General features: G+C 27.3%; 18 protein-coding genes and 1 rRNA gene. 10 read left to right on the forward strand and 9 right to left on the reverse strand.

Features of this window, described 5'->3' with window-relative positions; all coding sequences use genetic code 4:
- From Q349_RS00005 to truB, 7 genes are all read right to left on the reverse strand, one after another.
- Positions 1 to 177, reverse strand: a 16S ribosomal RNA gene (locus tag Q349_RS00005); the annotation flags it as partial.
- 200 nt (positions 178 to 377) lie between these two features.
- On the reverse strand, positions 378 to 1,052 hold the full coding sequence (locus tag Q349_RS00010; protein ID WP_156932505.1) for a hypothetical protein: 675 nt from the start codon (positions 1,050 to 1,052) through the stop codon (positions 378 to 380).
- A 70-nt stretch (positions 1,053 to 1,122) separates the two neighbouring features.
- Positions 1,123 to 1,389, reverse strand: coding sequence for a 30S ribosomal protein S15 (rpsO, locus tag Q349_RS00015; RefSeq protein WP_051616706.1), 267 nt, complete (start codon positions 1,387 to 1,389; stop codon positions 1,123 to 1,125).
- A gap of 111 nt (positions 1,390 to 1,500) precedes the next feature.
- The gene (locus Q349_RS00020; protein WP_036463515.1) at positions 1,501 to 2,337 is read right to left on the reverse strand and encodes an FAD synthase; all 837 of its coding nucleotides are present in this window, start codon (positions 2,335 to 2,337) and stop codon (positions 1,501 to 1,503) included.
- On the reverse strand, positions 2,337 to 3,143 hold the full coding sequence (locus Q349_RS00025) for a YcsE-related riboflavin metabolism phosphatase (RefSeq protein ID WP_036463517.1): 807 nt from the start codon (positions 3,141 to 3,143) through the stop codon (positions 2,337 to 2,339). Before Q349_RS00025 ends, Q349_RS00020 begins: the two co-directional genes overlap by 1 nt.
- A complete protein-coding gene (locus tag Q349_RS00030) occupies positions 3,143 to 3,958 on the reverse strand; it encodes a YcsE-related riboflavin metabolism phosphatase (RefSeq protein ID WP_036463519.1) in 816 nt (271 codons plus the stop codon). The genes Q349_RS00025 and Q349_RS00030 overlap by 1 nt, the downstream gene beginning before the upstream one ends.
- A 2-nt stretch (positions 3,959 to 3,960) precedes the next feature.
- On the reverse strand, positions 3,961 to 4,794 hold the full coding sequence (gene truB, locus Q349_RS00035; RefSeq protein WP_036463521.1) for a tRNA pseudouridine(55) synthase TruB: 834 nt from the start codon (positions 4,792 to 4,794) through the stop codon (positions 3,961 to 3,963).
- 141 nt (positions 4,795 to 4,935) lie between these two features.
- Between truB and gmk the strand changes: the two genes are divergently transcribed.
- The 7 genes from gmk to Q349_RS00070 all read left to right on the forward strand — a co-directional run bounded on the left by gmk (position 4,936) and on the right by Q349_RS00070 (position 13,162).
- The gene (gmk, locus tag Q349_RS00040; RefSeq protein WP_036463523.1) at positions 4,936 to 5,559 is read left to right on the forward strand and encodes a guanylate kinase; all 624 of its coding nucleotides are present in this window, start codon (positions 4,936 to 4,938) and stop codon (positions 5,557 to 5,559) included.
- Positions 5,534 to 6,295 carry a PP2C family protein-serine/threonine phosphatase gene (locus Q349_RS00045; protein WP_036463525.1) on the forward strand — a complete coding sequence of 254 codons (762 nt, stop codon included), beginning with the start codon at positions 5,534 to 5,536 and terminating at the stop codon, positions 6,293 to 6,295. Before gmk ends, Q349_RS00045 begins: the two co-directional genes overlap by 26 nt.
- Positions 6,279 to 7,283, forward strand: a complete 1,005-nt coding sequence (locus Q349_RS00050; protein WP_036463527.1) for a serine/threonine-protein kinase — start codon at positions 6,279 to 6,281, stop codon at positions 7,281 to 7,283. The genes Q349_RS00045 and Q349_RS00050 overlap by 17 nt, the downstream gene beginning before the upstream one ends.
- Positions 7,273 to 8,106: a ribosome small subunit-dependent GTPase A gene (rsgA, locus tag Q349_RS00055; RefSeq protein ID WP_036463529.1), complete on the forward strand. Its 834-nt coding sequence runs from the start codon at positions 7,273 to 7,275 to the stop codon at positions 8,104 to 8,106. Before Q349_RS00050 ends, rsgA begins: the two co-directional genes overlap by 11 nt.
- Positions 8,107 to 8,115: 9 nt before the next feature.
- Positions 8,116 to 8,802 carry a ribulose-phosphate 3-epimerase gene (locus tag Q349_RS00060; protein ID WP_036463531.1) on the forward strand — a complete coding sequence of 229 codons (687 nt, stop codon included), beginning with the start codon at positions 8,116 to 8,118 and terminating at the stop codon, positions 8,800 to 8,802.
- A 106-nt stretch (positions 8,803 to 8,908) separates the two neighbouring features.
- A complete protein-coding gene (locus Q349_RS00065) occupies positions 8,909 to 10,489 on the forward strand; it encodes an APC family permease (RefSeq protein ID WP_051616707.1) in 1,581 nt (526 codons plus the stop codon).
- Between the two features lie 81 nt (positions 10,490 to 10,570).
- The gene (locus Q349_RS00070; RefSeq protein WP_036463533.1) at positions 10,571 to 13,162 is read left to right on the forward strand and encodes a DNA topoisomerase IV subunit A; all 2,592 of its coding nucleotides are present in this window, start codon (positions 10,571 to 10,573) and stop codon (positions 13,160 to 13,162) included.
- Between the two features lie 325 nt (positions 13,163 to 13,487).
- On the opposite strand, the gene Q349_RS00075 is transcribed toward Q349_RS00070, so the two are convergent.
- Positions 13,488 to 19,565: an MGA_1079 family surface serine endopeptidase gene (locus tag Q349_RS00075; RefSeq protein ID WP_036463535.1), complete on the reverse strand. Its 6,078-nt coding sequence runs from the start codon at positions 19,563 to 19,565 to the stop codon at positions 13,488 to 13,490.
- Positions 19,566 to 19,841: 276 nt separating this feature from the next.
- Here Q349_RS00075 and Q349_RS03455 point away from each other — a divergent pair, with 276 nt between their 5' ends.
- Genes Q349_RS03455 through Q349_RS00090 form a run of 3 tightly spaced genes read left to right on the forward strand, consistent with a single transcriptional unit; the run spans position 19,842 to position 23,984 of the window.
- Entirely contained in the window at positions 19,842 to 20,234 is a 393-nt protein-coding gene (locus tag Q349_RS03455) for a hypothetical protein (RefSeq protein WP_036463538.1), read from the forward strand.
- A gap of 5 nt (positions 20,235 to 20,239) precedes the next feature.
- Positions 20,240 to 21,553 carry a site-specific DNA-methyltransferase gene (locus Q349_RS00085; RefSeq protein ID WP_245601324.1) on the forward strand — a complete coding sequence of 438 codons (1,314 nt, stop codon included), beginning with the start codon at positions 20,240 to 20,242 and terminating at the stop codon, positions 21,551 to 21,553.
- Positions 21,540 to 23,984, forward strand: a complete 2,445-nt coding sequence (locus Q349_RS00090; protein ID WP_036463543.1) for a DEAD/DEAH box helicase family protein — start codon at positions 21,540 to 21,542, stop codon at positions 23,982 to 23,984. The genes Q349_RS00085 and Q349_RS00090 overlap by 14 nt, the downstream gene beginning before the upstream one ends.
- 153 nt (positions 23,985 to 24,137) lie before the next feature.
- Here Q349_RS00090 and Q349_RS00095 read toward each other — a convergent pair whose 3' ends face one another.
- Positions 24,138 to 25,583: a hypothetical protein gene (locus tag Q349_RS00095; RefSeq protein ID WP_036463545.1), complete on the reverse strand. Its 1,446-nt coding sequence runs from the start codon at positions 25,581 to 25,583 to the stop codon at positions 24,138 to 24,140.
- Between the last annotated feature and the right edge of the window lie 98 nt (positions 25,584 to 25,681).

Below are 25,681 nucleotides of genomic sequence, written 5' to 3' on the forward strand. Positions count from 1 at the left end.
AACTTAATAAGTATCCGGCATTAGCGCTAATTTCTCAGCGTTATTCCAATCTAAGGGGCACGTTAAGTACGTGTTACTCACCCATTCGCCGCTAAGTTCCGAAGAACTTCGCTCGACATGCATGTATTAGGCACACAGCCAGCGTTCATCCTGAGCCAGGATCAAACTCTCGAAAAAATTGACTGTCATGTATTTTGTGTATATCTAGTTTTCAAAGAACTTGTTTGCTTTTTTCGTTGCTAAATTATTATAACATCAAAAGAATTTTTTTCAAAACATTTTTTTGAATTTTTTTAATTCTTTTTTTACTTAGTTAGCTTCGCGTCTTAAAGCGTAATATTATTATAATACAAAAAATAAAAAGTCAAATATTTTTTTTAAATTTTAAATAACTTTTTTGAAAGATTATAACTATGTCCATAAAACCAAATTTCAGATATAATTGATGGATCATATTTCTTAAGGAAGACTAAAGGTTTTGTATATATATAGTAACAATGCTCTAAAGCATACCTTGACATATACTTTCCACGGTGATGCAATGTACACAAAAAACCACCTTCTTCAAAATTAAAAGTTGTTAATTTAGTAGTCTTATTACATTTAGCACAATGTCAATATGACAATCTAGCTCCAAAATGAACTAGTCCATGCATATATATAATAATTAAAATAGCATTTAAATTTTCTTTAATGGATTTTTCAATCAAATGTTGATATAGTTTTACCAAATAATTAGGTTCTTGAATTTGTTGAAAAAATTTATAGCACTTTTGATAAAAAGCAACAATATCAAGATCAATTACTTCAAAGCGATCTATTTTGGTTGCTTTTTTGAGTCTTCCAATACCTTCAGGAAAACGAGAAGCAAAGTACTCTAATTTGACAACTGCACCAGGAATTAAATTATTTCTATTTTTGGATGTTAAATTTTCAAGTCCAAAAGCCCGCAACTTAAACATACCATTATCAGTAATAAATGAAGTAATAAAATTATTATCACTTACTTTTTGATAACCAAGATAAACTCCATTAATAAAAGATGTACCCATAATATTTAATATTTTATTAAATTCAATGTTAGAAAAATATAAAAAAGCAACCAATTTTGGTTGCTTTAAATTATTTACGAATGTTAAGTTCTTCTAAACATCTAGCGTATTCAGCTGGGTTAGTTTTCTTAAGGTGTGCTAATAAGGTTTTACGTTGTGAAATTTTTGCTAAAAATCCTCTTTTTGAATGGTTATCTTTAGGATTTTGTTTGAAGTGAGGTTTTAAAAGCTCGATATCTTCAGTTAAAATAGCAATTTGAACAAATGTATTCCCTGTATCTTTAGCATTTTTTCCATATTTAGCAACTAATTCAGCTTTTCTTTGTTTTGAAACCATAATTTCTCCTTTGAATTATGTTTTAAACCTAGCTTAAAAATCCTCTAAACCAAGTCTAAAATTTGTGTTTACTTTAAAAATTTAATTAGTGAATTAATTATACTACAAACTTTATTTTTTCACGAATTTGTCAATGAAATAATTCTTAGCTTGAAGGATGTCTTGTTCGAAAATTTGATCTTGGGCTTTTTGGGTAATTAATCTTATTGTATGCAAGACTTCAATAAGCACTTGTTTGTTGTTACTAAAATTATTTTTAGCATCAATGAGCAAAATCTGGCGTTGATTTTCAAAATTAATATGCAAAATTGCAAAATAACTTAAAACCCCATCATGCACTAAAGCATTATAAATACCAGAATGCATTGAAGCAAGTTTTTCATGAACTTGCAACAAAGTTTTGCCTTTAATTTTAGCTCCAAAAGAATAATTCTCTACCAATAAAATATTTAATAAATCAATTTGACCATACTCTAATAAATTTTTTAAGTGAGAAGTTGAAATTTTAACATTTTTAAATTTGTATAAATCATTTAAAAAAACTTCTGCACTAGTGAATTTTTGAATATCACTAGCTTGATAGTGAGCATTTTTGCCAAAACGAAAGTCTTTACCAACTGAAATAGTTAAATGATGAGCATTTTGGACAATTTTGCTAAGGAAATCCTTCCCATCTAGTTGCGAGATTTCATTAAAATTCAATTCAATTGCTGCATCAAATCCTTGTGATGCTAGCAAAGTGTATTTAGCGTAATTATCCGTAAAAATTTGACCATTAAATTTAGGCATACCTAATTCATTATTAAAAGTAACTATGATTTTACGGCCAGGATTATTTCGGATATTTTTAAAAAGTTGGTAATGACCAATATGAAAGGACTCAAAAGATCCAATAATAAAGTTATCGCCATCTTGAGCTTGAAAATTATTTAACTTATAAATATCCATTAGATAATTTTTAAATCCTTTAAAGCAAAATACACACCGTCTTCTTCAACACTTTTGGTAACTAAATTAGCAATTTGTTTAACTTCATCTGAAGAATTTCCCATAGCAATGGCATAGCCGGATAAACTTAGCATATCAAGATCATTGTGTCCATCGCCAAAGGCAATTACACTTTGGTTTTGAAACCCTAAATTACTTAATAAATTTTTTATTGCCGTTCCTTTTGAGACATTTAAGTTACTAATAAATGCTCCGCGGTTTCAAAAAGAAGATAAAGTTAAATTAAGATTATGTTTTTTGAAAAATTCATCAAGAAAAGATTTTTTATCCAAAAAATGTTCGTCTCTAATTTCAATAAAAAATAAATTTTCTTTGGCAATTTCTTTGCGATTGTACAATTTAATTTTTTCTGCAAAAGGGGCAAAATATCAATGCTTTTTATTAAAAGTTTCACTAGCATAAGCATAATCTTTAGATAAAACAATGATTCCTTGAAAAATTTCTGATAATTCATCAAATAAAAGCTTCACTTCATCTTTATTCAAAAAGTTATTATATAAATAATCTTGTTTTTGAAATTCTCACACAAAAGCTCCGTTAGCTCCAATTAGATAATCAACATATTGCAATTGCTCACAAAAATCAAGCATAGAAACAAAATCTCTTGCCGTAGCTATGGCAATCTTAATTCCTTTTTGATGCAATTTTTCAAAAGATCATTTAATTTTGTCACTAAAAGTGAGCGAATCTTTTTTTAAAATTGTTCCATCAACATCAAAGATTGCAATTCGAGGAGTAAAAGACATTAAATTAATCCTAGTTCTTTAAGTTTAAGGTACACACCTTGATATTCACAATCTAAAGCAACTGCTTGAGCAACATTTTTTAATTTTTGAGATGCTCTTTCCATAGCAACTCCAAAGCCAGCATCACGAATCATTTCAAAGTCATTTGAAGAATCTCCAAAAGCAATTAAATTATCCATTTTTAAATTTAATCGATCACAAAGAACTTGCAGAGTCGCTGATTTGTTAATTCCTTTAGGCGAAATAAACAATCCTCTACTTCAAATTGAATTCACTTCCATTGATAAACCTTTTTTATCAATAAATGATTGAATTTTGTCAATTAATTCTTTTGGATTCTCGCGATTAATAGTAATTAAATATAAATTGTCAGTGCTTAAAAGTTCTTCTTCGAAATCATAGTAATTATGAACATTAGGACGAATAAATCAAGAATCTGTATTTAATCCTTCTGATTTAAAAACTTTGTCAAAATCTGAAATTGAAAACCCTTGAATTTCAGATTTAAACTCATTATAAAGCTCAATAACTTCTTCCTTATTTAAGGTCTTTTTATAAACAAATTCTTTATTAGCCACATCTCAAATAAATGAGCCATTAGCTCCAATAAAGTAATCCACTGGTGCTAATTTTTCCAAAAAATCCCCAATAGTTGCAAATTCCCTAGCAGTGGCAATAACAGTTACAATTCCATTCTTTTTTAATTCACCAAACATTTGGCGAGTTTCAATTGGAAATCCTAAATGGGTATTTGGCAATAAAGTTCCATCCACATCAAAAGCAGCAATTTTAATAATATCCTGAAGTGTTCTCATATTTAAATCCTTTCTTGAAAGACTTTTTTAGGATAATAAAAGCCTTTTTCTATCATACCAACTGATAGTACCAATTCCTTATTGACCATTAAATATAGTCCATTGGGTTTTTGAATTTTAATTCTTGCTCCATTTTTGAGCTCTTTTTTATAACTTTCTTGATAATCAATTTTCGGTAAATCAATTAATTGTTCAAAGGGAATTTCTTGTATTGATTCTTCTTGCATACCATCTATATCAATATCACCAATTGCAGTTCGCACTAGTGAAGTCATTACGCAATGAGTTCCTAAAAGTTGAGCAATATCACGCAAAACTGAACGAACATATCCTCCAGCGCTAATTTGTAATTTAATAGTAAAGGTAAAATATGATTCAATAAAGTCGATTAATTCTAATTCAAAAATTTCAATTTTTTGTTTTTTTAATGAAAAATCTACACCTTGACGAACTAAGTCATAAGCTCTATTTCCGTTGATTTTTTTAGCACTTACTTTAGGCGGAATTTGCTCAGTATATTGTTTGACTTTATTGATAGCATTTTGAAGTTTTGCCTGGTCTATTTTGATTTTAGGGTGTTCAATTAAGTCAACTTGATAATTATCCAAAGTTTCACTAGAATAAAAAAGCTTAGCTTGAGCAATATAAGTTTTTTTTGAATCTTTGAGATATTGCAATAACTTGGTGTCATCTTCGGTAGCCAAAATCATCAACCCGCTTGCCATTGGATCTAATGTTCCATTGTGCCCGATTTTGGAAGTACCTAATGAACGACCAATTTTGCGAATTTGAGAGTTTGAAAAAACCCCACTTGGTTTATAGTATTTCAAAAACATATAACCCCTTTGTTTAAGTATTTCAATTTTACTAAAAAATGCCTTGCTTTTTAGAATTTATCAATACTTGGACTAATTTATTTTTAACTAAATAATGCTATAATATAAAGAAATATTAGGTAATATTGTAGGAAAATTATTATGAAGGATAAAAAGAAACCAATTATTATTTTCACAGGTCCAAGTGGAGTTGGCAAAGGAACTATTGAAAGATATTTATTTGATTTTGAAGAATTAAATTTATCTTTGTCTTGCTCCGCTACTACAAGAGCGCCTCGACAAGGTGAGCTTAATGGAATTCATTATCACTTTATTAGCGTTGATGAATTTAGAAATAAAATTAAGTCACGTAAATTAATTGAATTCTCATATCACTTCAATAATTACTATGGTACCTTATATTCTGAACTGGATAAAATTCACAAAAAAAATAAAGTTCCTATGCTAGAAATAGAAACACGGGGAGCTAAACAAATTATCGAAAAATTTTCACAAAATAATGATGACCAAGAAAAATACAATTTAATTACTATTTTTCTTGGTCCTCCATCAATAGATGATCTTAGAAAAAGAATTATCAATCGCGGAACAGAGTCACCAGAAGTTATGAAAACTCGTCTTAAAAAAGCCGAAGAAGAAATTGCTGAATCTGCTATTTTTAAGTACAAAATTATTAACGATATCCCTGAACGTGCAGCAAATGAAATTAGAGAAATTTTACACAAGGAACTAGGGATTGATGAAACACTACCAAAAGTCAATTAAAAATGATTTTCGCCTCAAAAATGACGACAGAATTGGAGTCTTTGAAAAAGAAGGCGCTTTTTTATTTATGATTTGCGATGGTATTGGCGGATATGAAGGCGGAGACCAAGCTGCTTCAATAGTTGTCCGTGATTTTGGCGAGAACTTTCAAAACAAACTAACAAACTTTGATTTTGTTTTTGTTCAAAACTGAATAGATCAAGTTGTTGCAGAAACTAAAAAAAACATTAAAAAGGTTGCCGAAAATAATCCAAAACTCAAAAACATGGGCACAACATTATCTGGACTTTTGCTTTTTGTAAACCAAAAAACAGGAGTAATTTTTAACTGCGGAGATTCTCGCACATACGTTTTAAGCAACTATAAGCTCGTGCAAGCCACTAGAGATAATAACGTAATGAATAAAATGATTGACGAAGGTTTTCCTGAAGAAGTTGCGAGAAATTTTTTAAAATCTAATTACTTAACATCAGCAATTGGTCTTAATATAAGTGCTGAAATTCAATGCGAAGAAATCGTTCCTGAAATTTATCAAAAAATAGACAAAATCTTAATCACAAGTGATGGAATTCACGATTATATTTACCATTCAGAAATCCAATACATCATGAACCAAGATAAAGAACCAAAACAAATAGTTGATCAACTAATAGAAACAGCTAAATTAGCACATTCTACTGACAATATTAGTGCAATTGTGATCCAATTTGGAGAAAATCATGACAAAACAAAATAATTTCATTCTTTCTGGCTCAAGTGTTTATGAGCAATATAACATTAAATCAGTAATTGGTTCAGGCGGGATGGGTACGGTATTTCTAGTATCGCCAAAAGATAACCCCGAAGTTAAATATGCACTAAAATATTACAAAGGCCCTTTACAAGAAGCAAGTGCACATCGTTTTCGTTCTGAAGCTAGCTTATTAAAACAAATTAAAAGTAAACATATTCCACAATTTTATGATTTTTACGAAGATAATGTTGAAATGTATTATGTAATGGAATATATAGAAGGCCAAACATTAAGTAATTTGATTAAATCCAAAGGGCGTTTAGATACTCGAAGAGCAATTAATTATATGGAACAAATTAATGAAGGAATTGGAGAATTACACAATTTTCACATTATTCATCGAGACATTAAATCACAAAATATTATGGTAACAAAAGACCAACAAATTAAAATTGTAGACCTTGGAATTTCTCTTGCACCGGGAAGCCAAAGATTAACTCAAACACGTATGGTTGTTTGTTCTCCGTATTATGCAGCTCCTGAAATTCATGAAAAAGTGACAAAAGCCGTTGATATTTATGCTTTAGGAATTGTTTTTTATGAAATGCTTACCGGCAAATATCCATTTAATGGAAAAAACGAGGTTGAAACAATTAAAATGCACAAAGAAAAACAATTCCCAAATATTCGCAACTCAATTGATGTGCCTTGATCTATTTTTAACATTATTGCTCGAGCCGTGGCTAAAGATTATAAAAAACGTTATAAGTCCGTTTGAGAATTTAATAAAGACTTAAGAGAAGCAATTACTCCAAGCAAAAAATTACAAGGACCAATTGATCCTGTAACATTGCAATTTAAAAAAACTAAATTTGAATTTTTAGCTACTAATAAATTTCTTTTTATCGCTTTATTGCTTGTTATTACTATTTTAGTAGTTGCTATAATTATAATTTTATTTGTTTATCCAGGAGTGTTTTATGCAGGGTAAAATTTTTAATATTAACTCAGGAATTTATACAATTGTAGATGAAAATAACATTGAGCATAAAATTCCTGGTGCTGGAAAACTTAGGTACCAAAATATAACCCCTCTTGTAGGTGATAATGTAATTTTTCAAAATGGTCAACTAATAGAGGTTCTCGAGCGTAAAAACGAGTTTATTCGCCCTAAAGTCGCTAATGTTGATCAAATGATTTTACTAATGTCTTTTAAAGAGCCTGAATTTAGTTCATTTCTTTTGGATAAATACTTAGCAATTGTGGAAGCTAAAAAAATTCATCCAATTTTATTTTTTACAAAAACTGATTTAACAACTAATTTTTACTGAGCTGAGGTTTATCAAAAAATGGGATACCAAGTTTATTTAATTGATAATCAAAATCCAAAATACTTAAATAAAATAAAAAATTTATTCAAAAACAAATACTCAGTATTTATGGGGCAAACAGGAGTAGGTAAGACAACAACTATTAACAAAATTAGTAACAATAACTACCAAACACAAGCAATTTCAAAGGCACTAGGACGAGGAAAACATACCACTAGAACAATTAATATTATTAGTTTTAATGATGGATTTTTAATTGATACACCAGGGTTTTCATCACTAGATTTAGATATTAATAAATATCAACTATCAAGAAGTTTTCAAACCTTTGACCAATTGGCTCAAATGTGCAAATTCCGTACTTGTTTACACTTAAATGAACCAGAGAATGTTTGTGCAGTTAAACAAAAAATAAACACAGAACAAGTTCCGCAATTTAGGTACGAAAATTATGTAAAATTACAAACACAACTAGAAAAATAAGGAGTAATCATGAAAAAATTTAAAAATAGATTCGTAACACCAAGTTTATTAAATATCGAATCAGAAAAAAGATTAGAAGTAGCAAATACTCTTGTTAACAATGGCATAAAATGAATTCACTATGACATTATGGATGGACAATTTGTACCAAATACCGCAATAACTCCAGAAGAAATTATTGAAATTGATACTAAAGGACTTCCTCATTTTAAAGATGCCCATTTAATGGTTAATGATCCGGTTCCATATATTGAACAACTTAGAGATAATGTTGATATTTTTACCGTACACTTTGAAGCATTAGATGATAACGCTCAAGAAGAGTTCCTTGATTTTCTTCAAAAAACTGAATTTAATATTGGAATGGCTATTAAACCTACAACCAAAGTTAGCGAAATTAAAAAGTTCTTACCATATCTTAAGTTAGTTCTTGTAATGTCAGTTGAACCTGGAAAAGGTGGGCAAAAATTTATTCCTGAAAGCATTGATAAAATCAAGCAATTATCTGAATATCGTTTCACTAAGGGGTTCCCATATCTTATTCAAGTAGACGGAGGAATTAATGATAAAACAGGTCCTGAGTGCTTTAAGGCAGGAGCTGATGCATGTGTTGCCGGTACATTCTTAGTATTTGAACCAACAAAAGAAAAAATTAATTCTATCTTTGGTATAAAACCAAAAAAATCTAAACAATAGCAGTGATAAGCTGCTTTTTATTTTTAAATCATATTTGTGATTCACATGAAAAATGTTAAAATTAAAAGATCAAAAAGAATATTAAAAATAAAGAGCAAGGAATTTTATGAATAATGCAAATAATGATCAAAAATTAATTGCTAATGCTCCTCTTTATCGTAAAATTGGATTTTTCTCAGCTATTTTAATGGTAATTGGTTCAGCAATTGGTGCCGGAATTTTCTTTAAATCAAGCACAGTATTATCTAATTCAGGAAATAATTTAATTTTCGCAATCATATCATGAATTGTAGCTGCAGTTGCAATTGTTGCTCTTGGGCTTGCGCTAATTGAAATTACAAGTTCACAAAATGATAATTTAGGAATGATTGGTTGAAATAAAACCTTTTCAAATAAACACATTTATAAAATGTGTAAAAATTTCATGGTTTTTATTTCTCTTCCTTTAACATACTTTTATATGCCTTTTTATTTTATTATGTCTTTTCAGGATGGTTTAACTGGATTTGGTCTTCAAAATAATTTTGGAACCAATGTCGATTGATTAATTTGGTTATTAATTGTACTGTTGATTTCAGCCTGATTTATTTTAGTGCCTGGAATTTTTAGTAAAATCGGAAACTATCATAATTGAGTGATTATGGCTGTGAAGTTTATACCTCTTGTGGTAGCTAGTGTATTAGGATTTGTAGTAATGTACATAGAAGGACACGCGGAAAACTTGGACATTACTCACACAAAATGAATTACACAAATTAACCCTGAAACTACTTTCTTTAAAATTAGTCCTTTAATTGGGATTTTTGGTTCTTTAGCAGCGATTTTCTTTGCCTATGATGGATTTTATTTAACCGCTGGAATTCAAACAGAAATGAAAAATCCTAAAAAATTACCATTGGCCATTATTATCGGAATTGGAATAATTACGTTCTTATATTTAATAATTGCAATATCAATGTCCCTTGGAACAAAAGGCGGAAGCTTTAGCGGATTTGGGGATTGACTCAAATCTAAAAATGCTGGTTGGGTATTTGGTGTTGTTAATATAGCTATAGCCTTTGGTGTGCTCGGGATTATCAATGGTTATTCTATGTGAGGTCCTAGATTTTTAGAACACTTAATGAAAACTAATGAATTGTATTGTCCGACAAAATGAAAAAATAAATTTAGTGACGAAACTCCAATTATTGGTGGAATCCTATCAATGATACTCACAATTATTCCTGTGGTGTCTTTAACTATAATTGGAGCCCTTGCTTATATTCCTGGACAAGATTATATTGGTGTTTATGAAAGAGAAGACTCAAATAGCATGGCTTCTTTATATACCTTTGTTGATTTAATATCTACATGGCTATCAGTCATTGCTTTCATCTTTTTAGCAACTGCAATTATTGGAGGACTTAAAAATCGCCGAACAAACAAAATCAAAACAGTTAAAAGCAGATTTTTTGTTCCTTCAGCAATTATAGCTATAGTGATTGTTTTTATTTCAATGATAATATCAATTATTCAACCCTTTGTTGATTTAGCATTAGCAATTCATTACCAAAATCACGAATCAATCATAGGGAATTTAATGTTAATTATTGTTTTTGTTGCTTTTCTTATAATTATGCTCATTCCTAGCTTATATGAATGAATAAAGTCCAAACGAACAAAAAAACCAGTCTTTGTAAAGATTTAATATCAACTTAGGTTGATATTTTTAATGTCTTAATAATTTTTTTATTACTTTAAAGTAAAATTTTAATGCAAAAGGAAAAATATGAATAAAAAATTAGAAAAAATCATCAATAACTCAATCGATAAAATAATTGAAAAAGGCTTCGGAAGATACTCTAAATACGTAATTCAACAGCGTGCTTTACCGGATGTTCGAGATGGTTTAAAACCAGTTCAAAGAAGAATTTTATACGCAATGAATTCTCTTGGATTAACTTTTGATAAACCATATAAAAAATCTGCTCGTGTAGTTGGAGATGTTATTGGTAAGTATCACCCACATGGTGATTCATCTGTTTATGAAGCTATGGTCAATATGTCTCAATGATGAAAAATGAACACCAAGTTACTTGATATGCACGGTAATGTCGGTTCAATTGATGATGATCCAGCTGCTGCTATGCGTTATACAGAAGTAAGAATGTCAAAAGTAACTACTTATATTTTGGGTGATATCAAAAAAAATACCGTTGATTTTATGCCTAACTTTGATGATTCTGAAATTGAACCTGAAGTGTTGCCTTCTATTTTTCCTAATTTACTTGTAAATGGTGCAAAAGGAATTGCCATTGGTATGGCCACTGATATGCCACCGCATAATTTAGGCGAAGTTATTGATGCTGCGATTGCTTTAATTAAAAAACCAAATTTAACCTTTGAAGCTTTATCTAAAATTATTTTAGGTCCTGATTTTCCCACAGGGGGAATTATTTATGGTAATAAAGGAATTTTAGAAGCTTTTAGCAATGGGACAAATAAAAAAGAAAAAATTCGTTTATTTAGCAAATATCGTACTTTTGAAGATAGCAAAAATAAATTTATTGAAATTTACGAAATCCCTTATGGTGTTATTAAATCATCTTTAGTATATGAAATTGAAACATTAGCTATTAATGAGAATATCGATGGTTTCGTTGAAGTCAAAGATCAATCAGATAGAAATGGTATAAGCATTTTAATTACTCTTAAAAATGATGCTAATGAGATCAGCATTATGAATTATCTCTTTCAAAAAACTTCTTTACAAGTCTTTTATAATTACAACAATACTGTCATTTCTAATAATTCGCCAATTACAGCACCACTATTAAAATTATTACAAGAATATATTAGTCACATAACTAATATAAAAACCAAAACCTTAAAATATGATCTTAATAAACATCAGCTTAGGCTTGAAATTATTATAGGTTTTATTAAAGTTAGTGAAATTACAGATGAAGTGATTCGAATAATTCGTAAAAGTAAAGGTTCTAAAGAAGGGGTTATTCAAGATTTAATCAAAAATTTTGGTTTTACACTAAACCAAGCTACCGCTATTGCTCAAATGAGACTATATCGTTTAAGCAAAACCGACAAAGAAGAATTCTTAGCAGAAGAAAAATGATTAAATCAAGAAATTGCTAAAATTACAGAACTTTTATCAAATACAGATAAATTTAATTTATTTTTAATTAGTAATTTAATGGAAATAAAAAAAGATTTTTCCACCAAAAGAAAAACTGAAATTCTTGAGGAAGAATACCAATTTAATTACGATAAAACCGACTTAATTAAAGAAGAAGAAGTTATTTTAGGAATCTCAAGGCGCGGATACTTCAAAAGAATTTCCCAAAGAGTTGCTGATTCAAATGATTTTTCAAATTATATGTTAAAAGAAGATGATTATTTGATTTACTACGACAAAGCAAACACTTTACACCATTTATTAATCATTACTAACTTTGGTAATTATGCCATTATTCCTGTATATCAAATTAATGAATCCAAATGAAAAGATCTAGGTATGCATTTAACAGATTTTGTTGATGTTCACCCAAATGAAAAGATTATTTCAATTATTGATGTATCTTCATGAGAGAAACCATTTTACATAGTTATGGGCTCAAAAAACGGTATGTTCAAAAAAACTTTGCTAAAAAATTTCCAAGTTTCTCGCATGAACAAAACCTATACAGCAATGTCTTTAGAAAATAATGATGTATTGGTAAATGCTTGTTTATCAAATGGAACTAAAGATATAATCATAATTACAGAAGGCGGACTATTAAGTAAATATTCTGAAAACGATATTGCTATTTACAATACAAAAGCCAAAGGAAATAAAGGTATTTATTTATCTTTATCTGATCTTGTAAAAAATTTTACAATAGCACATTACAATGATGATATTGCTTTTGTAACTAATGATGGAAAATTCAAAAAGATAAATAATCAAAAAATTCCTTATGTACCTAAAAACATTAAAGGAAAGTCAATTTTCAAAGATTCAAACAAAGAAAAAGGATTGATTATTTCGGATATTTACCCAACAAAAGAAAATAATTTATTAATTATTAAAAATACTAAAGGAAATACTTTCTTAGAGCCAATTCAAAAATATTCTCTTTTAGAATCTAATTTTGAATGAACTCAAATTAAAATTCCAAATTTATATAAAGTGCAAATTAAAAAAACATATAAAACTCAACAAGAAAACAAACATGACAAAAAACTATTTAAATCCACAAATTCAGAAAAAGAGCAATATGAATTCAGATTAACATCACAAAATTTAGATAAATTAGACCAAAATTTAGATAAATTATTATCAAAGGTAAATCAAACATTAAGTAAAATAAAAAAAACTAAATAAAAAATGAATTTTTTTAAAATAATTAAACTAAGTCATTAAATCAATTTATTAACTACTAACAAACAAAAATATTTTCTTAAAACGGTAGCTAATTTATTTAGATATTAGATATCTGTTTTTTAATAACCTAAAAATCACTAAGATAAAAACCATAATTTATATTTCAAATCCTTTAACAAATAAATAATTAATTAAGAATTTGCATACAAAAACACAGTATACTTTTCAAACTAATTAGCAAAAATTATTTGCTATAAGACAAAAATAAAAAGTACATAAAATTTTTTATGTACTTTTTATTTAACGAAAGTTACTAGTTAAATAATTAATTATTTTTCTTTAAATCTCAATATCAAGGTAAATTGTAGGAACTAGGATCATATGCATTAAGTTTTAAAACTGCCGCTGCAAATGAACGTTCATTTGCATCTAAAAATTGCGGAGCTTTTTCTGTAGTGAGACCTAAATAATTATAATCTGGGTTAAGATAATCTCAAGACACAAGCCCCCTAAGAGGATATCCTGAATTAATGGTTGAATAATATCCTCCCGGACCTTGAACCCCTGTTCCACTGTTACCGCCAGCAAAGAAAGTAGGAACAAATTTAGTTTGTCTTTTATATGAAATATTTTCTTGTCCTATTGATGCTCTAGTTACAAGGTATCCATTTTCATTGTGATAAGGCCATCCATTAAATAAAGCATTAAAGCTACCATTGAATGTATTAATATCATTTCCTAAAACTTCGCTGTTATATCCTTTACCATATAAAATCGGTGAGTAATCACTAAAAATTGTATTAAATTTTGTTGGTTCAAGTTTGAATCATTTTGCATAATCTAATGATAAGCCAAATTTATTTTTACGCTTTGCATCCTCTATTAAAGAATTAACATCTATAATGCTAATAGTTAGATCAACTCATTTTCCAGTTTTAAATATCAATCCTTTTCTTTTTTCAGAATAGCTATTTTGTTCATCTAATTTTCTAGTTAGATCTTGATTTTTAGGATTAGAATATTGATTAGTTCCGCTTCATATTGGTCACGAAGGAGCTATAGCGTCCCTGTTTCTTCTGTCATGGTCGTAGCCATTATAAACAATGCTTACGGTTGTTCCGTCATTTATGGTGCCAATTAAATCGGATTCGGTTTTATTATTATTTTGGACATGATGATTGGTAATAACATAAAATTTTCCATCACTAGGATCATCACTAACTTTTCCTAAAATTGTAGCAGAACCTAATGTATATGCAATTGACTTACTTTTTAGTTCTTCAATAAGCTTATTATTATCATAAGCATTAAGTAAATAACTTACATTAAATTTATATCCGTCATGCAATTTATAAAGAAGATTTTGATTCGGATTATATCCGAAAGGTTCTGTTTCAAAATCTTTTGAATAAAGAACAAAAGGATATCTAGGATTACCATAATAATCATGAGCAGAATAAACCAATTTATCGTATGCAATTTTATTAGTGTCGCTTCCAAATTTTTCATTCTCTATATTATTTTGATAGCTAATTTTAATATTACTTCCAAATCGATCAACATAGAATGCTCTTTCTTTATAAAATCTACCATATTGTCCTATTTGTCTATTAGCAGGAACATCATCAGCTATTGGGTAAATATAAAGATTATCTTTAATATTACCTAATACAATTTTGTATTGATCATCTTTCATTTTAACTTCAAATAAAATCCCTTCTTCTCTTAAAGAAGCAACAATTTGATAGTTAAATGGAACATAAGAACCATCAGTATTATCAACTTTTTCTGTTGTAAGATCAAAAGTAATTTGTCTATCTTTCTTTAATTTATCATAATCTATTTCTAAATTAATACCTTGATTTTCATTAAAAATACGTTTAGCGCGCATTCTATCAATAACAACCACATTTCCATTTAAGTGAAATTGGATGGTTGGATTAGTTAAATTGTCACGGTTAAATAGTGCATCAAAATATTTCTTTTTAAACACCCATGAAGCAATATTTTTTTCCTTGTCTAAAGTTCAAACGCTATCCATTCAATCAATTTCAATATCACGCTCACGAAGAACTGTATTATTATCTAAAAAGATTTTGGTTAAATGATTAGGCGTTATTGCATCACCTTCAACATCCCCTGATTTATCTAATAAATCTTTTCCATATTTAAGCGTATTTACTTTAAGTATTTTTAAAATGTTTTTTGGATCATCACTTCTTCTAAAGTTATCATTTTGATTATATATATCGTTAAGTTTAAGTTTATATCAAGTACTACTTTCATATGTTCTACCATTTAGGTCTCATTTTAATCTTACATAAATAGTATGATCTTGATAATTTTGCATTTTCACATCTGCAATTTTTAAAGTAGAGGCGATATCTTTTTGTTCGTATGTATTTCTTGTGGGTTCAAATAAGTATGTTTTAAAAGCATTGGAATTACTAATAATAATTTGGTTATCGCCTAATGTATTATTAGATACTTTAGTTATAAAATCATTAATTGAATTATTTAAAATCGCTGGATTAAATTGAAAATCTGATGGAGTCAAATTATTAAGCAGAACAAATGGAGCCAACTCTTTATCGTATTCACTAATTAAATTGTAGAAAATAATTCTTTTTGATAAAAATCTAATATCATGATTTTTCTTATTAATAAATCCAATTTTAACAGGTAATAATCTACCATCTACACTTCCCTTATATGAAGTATCTTTTATAAAATAAAAATAATAATTATCTATAATTTTTTTAATATTCGAATCATTGTATTTTTCAGTTCTTGAATAATAAATTATATCTTTAGCATCTACAAGTTTCTCTGCTTCAGAACTTGTGGAAGATTGATCTTTAAATTGCGTAGGAAGAATATCAAGTAAGTAAATCATTTTGTTGTAAGCATCTTGTTCTACAATTCTTTCGCCACTAAGTCACGAAACACCAAAAACACGTTTGGGTTTGAAGTTTCTAGCATTAATTCTACTAATTAATTCTTGGTCGGAAGATGCTTCTGGAGTGTTTATAGAGCTAACAAAATCATCATCAGTATAGCTTTGGCCATTTTTGGGCTTAATATCTCATTGACTAAATGTTTTAAAATTTTCAAACTTAAATATTGGTGATAAATATTTAGAATCATTTAATGGTTGATTATCTTTGTAAATTCTAAATTTTACTTCTACTCAGCTGTCTACTTCACTAATTTTTAAGTTTTGTGAAGCTTCATAATCTACTTTTAATGAATATCTACCAATTTTTGCAAAATCATAAATATCATTTAATTTTGATTTTCCTTCTGAGGCTATGTAATAATTATGAGGCTTATCAACGCCTTCTTTTATTTTAGTTAATACTAAAATGTTTTCTATTTGAAGTTTTTTGTTATTTTCCTCATGAATTAAGCTATATATTTTTTCAAAATCAATAGCATCTTGAACTCAACTTGAAAAATCACCAGGTCTAATACTTATTTCTTGAGTAGATTCTGTTTTTTCAATTTCATTAGTTAAGAACTTTACGCCTATTTTAAGTTCATTAGTTTTTTCATTAAATGAAGCAAAAGGATTTTTAAAATTTGAAGTTGGTTTAGCCTCAAAACGATCATATGAATCAAATCCTAAAATAAAGTTATCTTGATAAATTTTAGTTAAAATTTCAGTTCTTTTAGTAGTTGAAACTTTTGTTGAAGAGTTGTCGTATCATTTTGAATTATCAAAAATTCCGTATTTTTTTGTTTCCGCATCAAAAAGCTCTTGAATATAATCAACTAATAATTTATTATTTTCAAATGTATTTGAATAATACTCAGATGCCTTAAATTTTTCTGTAGGAAAAAATATTGGTTTATCAACTGAACCAATTAAAGTGTAATTATGAGTTAAATCTAAAACTTTAAAAACTTGATTTTTGTGGCTTATAAGAACTTCAAAATGAACCACACGATCAATTCCGCTTCCTGTTATTTGAATTTTATTTAAGTTAATGTCGTAATCAAAAAATCTTCCAACTTTGTTAAATTTTTTAGTAAAGAATTTTTTGATTTTTGAAGGATCTTGAAAATCATCAACACTTAATTTATAAAAAATTGAATCATCAAAATCATATAAATCACTAATTTTAGTGTATTGAATTGAATCTAAAATTGCTTCAACATCATATTCATTTTTTGGTAATGAAATTTTAACGGTTGCTTTTTCCTTATGATTATTCTGATCTTTAATTTCATAATTAACTTCTAAATCAGTATATTTTTTAGGTTTAAGTCCAAAGTCTACCAAAGAAGGTGTGATTCCTTCGACATTATTTTGAACTGTAAATAAACTAAAATTATCCTTTGAAAAAGAAAGTGGAGTTAAGTTTAAATCATATTTTCAAATTCGAGGATTAACTTCAAGTTCAACGCCTTGTTTAAATTTAGTAGTTAAATCCGATGAACTTTCAAAAGGAAGTAAGTTTTGGTATGAATTTTTATATTCTTCTAAAAGGTTTTTAAGATATTGATCGTTAATAATTTGAGTGTCTTGGGTATTTAAAAATACTACACCAGCTTTTTGATACACTTTTACAAATTTTTCTTGAGATTCACTTGAAGCATCAATAAATTTTTGGTTCTCTCAATATTGACTTTGCATCTCAAATTGAGTTTTCAATAAACTAGTTGTATTATTTACACTATAAATTTCTTGTTCTAATTCATTTAAAGCTTTGGTATTTGATTTGTTAATTTTTTCAATAAAAAGTAACTTTTGATAACGAGTTAAATTTGGTTGTTTTAAAGTTTCGATTCTAAGTTCTTCTGCAGTGGCAGAATTAATATCATCTCTTGCTTCAATGAATTTTTGAATCAAATTATTTAATGTTTGAGCATCATTAACATCTTGTTTAGTACCATTTAAAATATTTTGTAAATCAGTTTTAGAGCTGTTATAAGCAGTTTTTTGCTCTTCTTTTGCTTTTTTGTATTTTGCTTTAAATCTTTCAGTTTCTTCTTGTTGCATTAAATCAGCTAATTTAGCCATTTCTGTATTTAAAGAAGTTGCTTTTTCGCGATTTGCATTTGCGTTAGTTTGAATTTTAATAAGGTTAAAATAATGTTCTTTTTGACTTTGAGTTAAAGAAGTTAAACCATTAATAAAATCATAATCTTTTTGATATTGAACAATAACTGGTAACTGTTTTTCAAGAAGAAGCAATGCATCTTCAATTGATTCAATATTATTGAAATTGTATTTTTCATTAGAAGAAAAACTTTTAAGAACTTCAAGAGCATTTGATACATTTTTATTTTGATCTTCTCGTTCTATTCATTTAGAATTTTTAATTGTTTCATTATTTTGAACATAAAACGCTTTAGCTTTTTGCTCAATAGCTAAATAATCTAAAATTTTTTGTTCTAGTGATTGAATTTCTTTTTCGTTTGAATTTTTTAGTAATTCTATAAGTTTGTTTTTAAATAATAATTTTTCTTGATCATTAAAAATGGTGTTAATTTTCTTATAAAGCGAATTCAAATCATTTGCTATTGCATTTTGTTTTTCTAATTGGCTAATTGAGGTGGCTTTTTTAAAGAAATTATTTGAATATAATTCTTTTTCTTCGTTTATAAAATAATTAAAGCTATTTCAGTTTTTAATAACATTTTGACGATATTGTTCTAAATTAGCATTTTGCTCACCATCTAAATTTTGGTAAGCATTATTGTAATTTGAAATTAACAATTGAAGCTTATCAATTGCTAAATTATTTGAATCATTATTTGTGCTATTTGAAAGATTAGACAAAGCTTGGTCGTAATCTTTTTTCTTGTCTGCGCTGGCAAAGTAATATTTAATATTAGTATTACTTTGGATATTTACAGAAGCTTCTAATAGTTTAGAAATTGCTTCCATTTTGATATTTAAATCTGCAGCATCATTTTGCAAGCTTTTAAAATCATTTAATGATGGTTTTTTAAGGACCTGATTAACAAAATATTCTTTTTGAAAAGGAGAAAGATAAATTAATGTTCTAATAAAATCTAAATATGATTGATTAGCCTGTTCTATTTGAAGTTGTTTTTTAATTTTTTCTAAAATTGCTTCTAAAGTTTCTAAGACTTGGGTAATTTCTTGATTATCTATTTTATCTTTATTATTTAAAATATCTTCTGTTTGTTTTGCTAATAAATCAAATTCATTTTTGTTATCTTGTTCTTGATATCATGAAGAATTTAATATTTGCTCAAAATTACGATTTTTAAAATCGATTAATTTTTGAAGCATTTCATTATTAGGATTTACTTGAGAATCATTTTGTTTTTCTTGTTTATTTGTTGAACAAGCAACACCAATAATTGGTAGCGATAAATTGCTTAAAACTAAACTAAGTTTAAGCATTTTTTTAGTTTTTCTTTGCATTTATTTTTACTCCTTTTAAAGTTAAGACTAGGTAATATTTTGGTTAATATTTAAAATTATAATATTTTCAATATTCTAATAAAATAATTTATTTAAAAATAAATTACTTTAATGATTCTTTTTTTAAGAAATTTTTCAAGAAAAATAAATAAAAAACCGTCTAAATGAGGTAATTGATTTTCTAAATTTATTTTGGTTTTTGCAAAATAGCTTCATCTTTGTTTATTTTTTAAAATATGTTTTTGAAAATTAAATAAGTATATTAAATGGAGGATTATGCAAAACACTAAAAAACAAGAAACATTGCACTTATATTTTCAAAAACTTGATGATATAAGTAGCAAACAATTAAACAAAGATCAAAAAGATCTAATTAAAAAGATGTTACTTTTACTATTTCACGATAAAAACACAACTACATTGGAATTTGAAAATGCTTATAGAGTTTTAATCCAAAGAGTTAAGGTTGGTTTTACCTTTGATTCAGCTCCTGGTGAAGCCAAAGACTCAATTACCTTATTAGAAAAAGATGAACAAAAATCGTTTATAAACGATCCTTTAAAACCAAATAACCAATTAATTATTGGTGAAAACTACAACGTTTTAAAGAATTTATTGTTAGTAGAGAGAGAGAGAGAGAGAGAGACGCTAACGCGCTCTATGATGTAATTTACATCGATCCTCCATACAATACAGAATCAGCAGGAGCTGATGGTAATTTAATTGCAGATAATAAAGAAAATATCAAAGCATCTAAATTTATTTATAGAGACAAATTCAGCCGTAATGGTTGACTAAATATGATGCAAGAAAGATTAATTTTAGCACGCCAACTTCTTAAAGATGATGGTGTTATTTTTGTGTCAATTGATGATTCAGAACAATCTTATTTAAAAGTTTTAATGGATGAGATTTTTGGGGAAGATAATTTTATAACATCAATGCCCTTTATCTCTAATTTAAAAGGTAGACAAGTGAATGTTAATTTTGCAAAAACGCATGAATATATACTTGTTTATAAAATGAATAATTTTGATTTTAATACTTTAGATGAAAAATACATAAATTCACTTATGCCATCTGTATACAACACAAGAGATAGAGAGGTTTTAAATGATAACAAAGGTGATTATATTCTTTTAAATACTTTAGAAAACAGTAATTGAAAATTCAATAATTTAAGTAGACCTAATCTTTTTTATCCAATATATATTTATAAAGATGAGAACGGAAAATATAATATATCACTTAACAAGAATAAAGAGAAATATATCGAGTTATGGCCAAAATCTAATGGAGAAAATCTATATAAAGTTTGAAGATGAAGCAAAGAAAAAATAGAAAAAGATAAAAATGATTTAGAGGTAGTAAAAAGAGGAAATCAATATTATATTTACACTAAAAAGAGGGAATTTGATTTTACTCCTAAGTCACTACTTTTGGGTCAAAAATTAAATAATAAAAATGGTAATGACTTACTTAGTTCACTTATAGACAAAAATAGTTTTAATACCGCAAAGCCTCTTGACTTGATTAAATTTATCATGAAATTGCATCAATCAAAAAATATTAGGATTCTTGACTTCTTTGCGGGAAGTGGAACGACAGGTCATGCAGTTCTAGAATTAAATAGAGAAGATGGTGGTAATAGAACATATACGTTAGTAACAAATAATGAAAATAATATAGGTGAAAATATTACTTACGAAAGACTATATAGAATTAATACTGGCAAAGGAACAAAAGGTGAAACTTTTGATTGATTAAAAAAGAATAAACCATACGCTGATAATTTAGATGTCTTTTACGAAAAAACTTATAAAATAGGTTTTAACTCAAAAATGAATACATCAGATTTAGTTAAAATAATTAAAAAAGAACTAAATGATTTTGGAATAAAAACAAATAGATCAGATGATGATTATTTACTATTATTAAGAAATCTAAAAGCTTTAGTTGATGAAAAGGATACAAATGAAGTTAACTAAAGTACAGGAAGATAAAGTTAATGAAATAGTAAATTATTTCACTAATTCAGATGTTAATACTCCAATTGTGACCTTTTCTGCCCCTACAGGTAGTGGTAAAACTTTTATGATGGCAAATATAATTGATAAAATGATTTCATTTGCTAGTGAAATTGATACTCCAATTATGTTTATTATTGCTACTCTTTCCACTGGGGAATTACCAAAACAATTAGAAAGTAACCTCAATGAATACAAACAATATTTAGAAAATTCCACTTTTGAAGTTTCTTATGAAGAATCTCCTTCTGTTAAAGAAGCAAGTAAAAAAGATCGACACAATAAATTAAAACCAATTAATAATAAAGTCTTTATTTTTGGAAAATCAACCTTTGGCAAAAATCGAATTTATACCGAAGAAGAAATTATTGAATCACTGCTTGAAGATGCTCAAAATAAAGGTTATAAAATTGTTTATATTCGTGATGAAGCTCACGTAGGTGTTGAAGGTTTGGACAAAACCAACAAAGTTAGTTCAAATGATCAAAAATTTGAAACTTTACTTGCTCAAAATGCAAATTATCAGCTCTTTATGACTGCTACTCCTAAACATAAAGAAGCTAAAAAAGTGATTTTAACCGAAAGAGAACTTTTAGATGAAGAACCCAAACTGTTAAAATCTTCTCATTTTATTAATGCCGATATTATTGGTGATCTTGAAACTCTTGATAATGAACAATTATTAAGAAGTGCTTGCAAGAAATTTAAAGAATTAATTAAAGAATATGCTGATGAAACCAGAGAACCTGGTCTTGTTAATATCAATCCAACAATGTTAATTCAAGTCAAAAACAAAAACACAGATCATACAGAAGATTTTTATGACCAAATTAAATTAATTAAAAAAGTTCTCGAAGAATATAACTTAGTTTATACACATCACATTAATGATGATGAGGAAATCAAAAAAATACTTGATAACAATATCCTCAGAGAAGATAACTCTTTAAAATCAATTAGTAAAAATGATTCGGCTTATCAAATTATTATTTTTAAAGTTGGACCAGCTACTGGTTGAAATAACCCCAGAGCCAATATGCTCGTGCAATTAAGAAACGTTTCATCAGAATCTTTAAATGTACAAACTGTTGGACGAATCAAACGAAATCCAAATCCGGCTTTTAAGCACGCCAAAGATTCAGTAGCTTATAAATATTTTATTTACTCAAATAACCCAAAAATTCAAAAGAATAAAAATATTTGACACTTAAAAGAAAAAATTGCTGCTTTAAAACCGGTAGTATATAGTGGTAAAATTAATGCCAATTATTTAGAAGAACAAACCAATAGTGAAAATAATATTCAAAAAGTCACTCAATTAATAAATCTTGATAATATCGAGCAATGAATTGCACACGAACTCAAAGAATATCAAAATCATTGATCTGAAATTGATGGAATAAAATATCACTTCTTGCCCCTTGTTACAAGAGATACCACTACTTATAATGAAAAAACCAATTCATATGAAGTCTCAACATACATTGAACGAAAAGCTTACAACAAAATTGAATTACATCTTTTTATCAGCGAAATAAGCAAAAGATATAAAGAAATTTTGAATTTAATTGATAATGTTAAAACTTTTGAAGCTGACTATCAAAAAGCTATTGCTAGCTTCAATAAAAAACAACACTTGATTCAAATAGATTATAATTTTGTCATTTTTGCGCTTTATAAACATGCTTTTGGTGAAATTAGAAAAATTATTCACTCAAATATTGAAACCAAAAAAGCAACTGATGATATTACTAAAATTTACAAACTAAGTGAAACAAGAATTACTGATGAATACGAAGTTTTAGATGAAAATTGACAAGAACAAGCAAATAACTCTTCATCTAAAGATCGCTTTATTAATGTTTCAAAATTTGACAATTATGCCTACGAATCAGAACTTTCAGATAACATCGTGCTAGATTCTAAAACCGAAATGCAAACCCTTAATAAAATAATTAAATCCCTTGATCAAGAACAATATAAAAAAGATGTTAGTTTTTGATACAAAAACTCAGTGTATCAAGGAGTTAATCTTCAAATTTTTGATAAAGATGATTTGTTAAAAAATTCATATCCGGATTTAGTTTGCAAGTACAAAAATAAACATACCATTTTAATGGAAATCAAATCCTTAGATAATGATTATGATCCAGAAAAAACGCAAAAATTATTAGAAAATTACCAAAGCTACATTAAAGCTTATAATGTAAAACTTTCGCAAACCTTAGTTAATACTTCACATGATAAAAGTGTAACCTTAATAATAATTAAACAAAAAAGTGCTTCAAATAAATTTACTTTTGAAGGCGCAAGTACTAATGAGTTATTAAATAAAGCTTTAGAATCAAACCAAATTAATGATTTAAAAGATATATTAAAAATCTTAAAATAAACTCTAATTTGGTTTTTGAAAATTTAATATAAATATAAAGAAAGACTAAAATTTTTTAGCTTTTAACAAAAACAAAAAACAAATAAATTTGCTAATATACTACACAAAATAAAGAAAAAACTTTTAAGCCTATTTTGCAGACTTAAAAGTTTTTTATTTTTGCCTCTTTTTTTGAATAATGACTCATAAAATATACAAGAAAACAATGCCGGAAGGAACAAGGACTAAAATCATTCATAATCATCAATTTGAATCAGTTTTAGGTGCGTGGCTTTGTCAATATTGACTTTCTATTTCATTTAATTTTTCTTGATAAGCTTGCCGGATTTTTGTTGATAATTGGTTGGAGTTTAAACTAATTAATTTATTGAGTGTTTCTTCACTTAAATCTTTAGGATCTTGATTAAAAGCATTAATTAAATGATTATCTTCAAGACCTTCGACCAATTCATCATTGTTACGAATATTTTGATCATTAAGTTTTTTATTGGCTTTAATAAGTGCATTTAAATCATTTTCTTTTAGGGCACTTACAAATTGATTCATAGGTGAATCGACATATTGAATGGCACGCGATAAATCATTTTTAGTTTGTTCATATATGTCAATGCTAATTTTATCTCTATCATTTTTAATTAAAGATTCTGCTTGAGCAATTTGGTTTTTAAGTTTATTTTGGTGTAAGTTAGTTGCATTCTTGAAGATATTTGAATTAACAAGATCAGAAGCTTTATTAAATAATTTAACAATGTCACTATAAAGCGAATTTAGCTTGATGCTCTCACTTAAAATAGCTTCATATTCTTCTGAATCAGCAATATTAAGTTTTTGTAATAATTGATTTTTTTGGATTTGGTTTAAATTTTCTAATTTATTGATGCTACTAAAAGCTTCTTGATAAATAGGTTGATATTTTTCACCATCAAGTTTCTTTTGAGCCGATTCTAGTTGGTATATTAAATCATTTAAATCACTAGCATATAAGGATTTGTTTTCCTTAATCGCTTTATCGATGTTTGCTAAAACTTTATCGTATGCATTTTTTCTTCGATTTGAAGCAAAAATATACATATCTCTGTATTTTACTGCAGATTCTGCTAATTGAAGTTTCTTTTGAGCTTTTTCAAGTGCTTCTGAATAAAGTTGTGCCTCTTCAAGATTATATTGAAAATAACTTTCTGAATCTTGCAAAAGCCGTTTTTTAAAGATCTTTTTTTGATCATTATTTAAATTTGGAATTAGATTAATTTTTTCTAAATAAGCTTGTGCTTGCTCTAATTTTTCTTCTCCATCTAATGTCTTTGAATAATTTTGAACCTGCTCGATTAAATTAGCTAATTCCTCATCGTTCACTTGAGTTAAATTATCTATTGCCTCCTGCAATTTATTCACAAAAGCTTTATACTGATTTTGGGCTAAATTGCTTGAAGCATTAAAAAGATTTGAATGATCAATGATCTTTTTCCCAGATTCTAAGGTAGATTTTGCTTTTTCAATTAAACTTTGGTTTTGCATTTGGCTCTGGTTAGCCGAAATTGCAATTAATGGAAAAATAGGACTTAATAATAACGTGCTTTTGATTGAAATTCTTCTTTTCATCTTTAAATCCCTTTCTTTGTAGGCAGTTTATAGCTAATTATAAAAATTTTATCAAATTTTTGCTTATATATTACTAATAAGTAATATATTTTAAAAAA

This window comes from Mycoplasmopsis sturni DSM 22021 (genome assembly GCF_000701485.1).
GTDB classification, from domain to species: Bacteria; Bacillota_I; Bacilli_A; order Mycoplasmatales; family Metamycoplasmataceae; genus Mycoplasmopsis; species Mycoplasmopsis sturni.